This window comes from Pseudooceanicola lipolyticus, assembly GCF_002786325.1.
Taxonomy (GTDB): Bacteria; Pseudomonadota; Alphaproteobacteria; order Rhodobacterales; family Rhodobacteraceae; genus Pseudooceanicola_C; species Pseudooceanicola_C lipolyticus.
Window position 1 is genome coordinate 1 of sequence record NZ_PGTB01000394.1, and the last position, 842, is coordinate 842.

General features: G+C 70.1%; 2 protein-coding genes. One reads left to right on the plus strand and one right to left on the minus strand.

From position 1 onward, the window contains the following. Positions 1–323: hypothetical protein (locus CVM52_RS26180; protein WP_205965044.1), on the minus strand; the 323-nt coding region annotated here is incomplete at its 3' end. A gap of 158 nt (positions 324–481) precedes the next feature. Between CVM52_RS26180 and CVM52_RS26185 the strand changes: the two genes are divergently transcribed. Next, positions 482–842: TetR/AcrR family transcriptional regulator (locus CVM52_RS26185; protein WP_205965045.1), on the plus strand; the 361-nt coding region annotated here is incomplete at its 3' end.

An 842-nucleotide genomic window follows, 5' to 3' on the forward strand; every position in this document is an offset into this window, starting at 1 on the left:
TCCAGCGGCGCCGGCATCTGGCCGCCCTGCACCAGGGTACAGCCGCGCCCGGCCCGGTTCACCGCCCGCGCCGGGAACAGCCCGGCAAACCGTGCCTCCACCGCCTGCCCGTCCCGGTCGACGCGATAGCGGGTGGCCAATGCCGCCACCCGCCCGATCGACGGCGCCACGTATTCGGCAAAGGACCGGTCCGGATCCTGCCCGGTCACGAAGGTCTCGGAACACAGCACATGGGCGGTAAAACCGGTTGCGGTGCGAAACGGCTGGCCGGGGGCACATCCGGCCAGACCGGCCAGCAGGGCCAGGGCAAGGGCAGGTTTCACGTCGCGGATCTCCATTCTGCTTGCAGGGCGCGGTGTCGCGAGCAAAATACGAGGATTACTCGCATTCTCATACTCGGATCTGCCCCGCCATGGCGCCGCCGGAAAAAATCCCCTCGCATCAACGGCGTGTCCCCCGGCAGGCGCGGTCGCGGGCGACCATGGGCTTCATCCTCGAGGCCGCGGCTCGGATTCTGCGCGAGGATGGGCGCGCCGCCCTGACCACCAATCTGGTGGCCGAACGCGCCGGGATCGGAATCGGCACGCTCTATGGCTATTTCCCCGACAAGGAGGCGATCCTGATCGCGCTGGCCCGCCGCATGATCGACGAGGACACCGCCGCCCTGCGCGCCGCGTTGGACACCGACGATGCCGAGCCGCTGCGCCTGCTGGTGCGCACCCTGCTCAACCGGCACCGCGACGACAGCGCCCTGCGCCGCGAGGTGATGAGCGTGCATCTGGGCCAGGGCCTCGGCCCCGAACATGCCCGCCCGGTGGCGGAAATCTCCGCGCTGCTGGCCC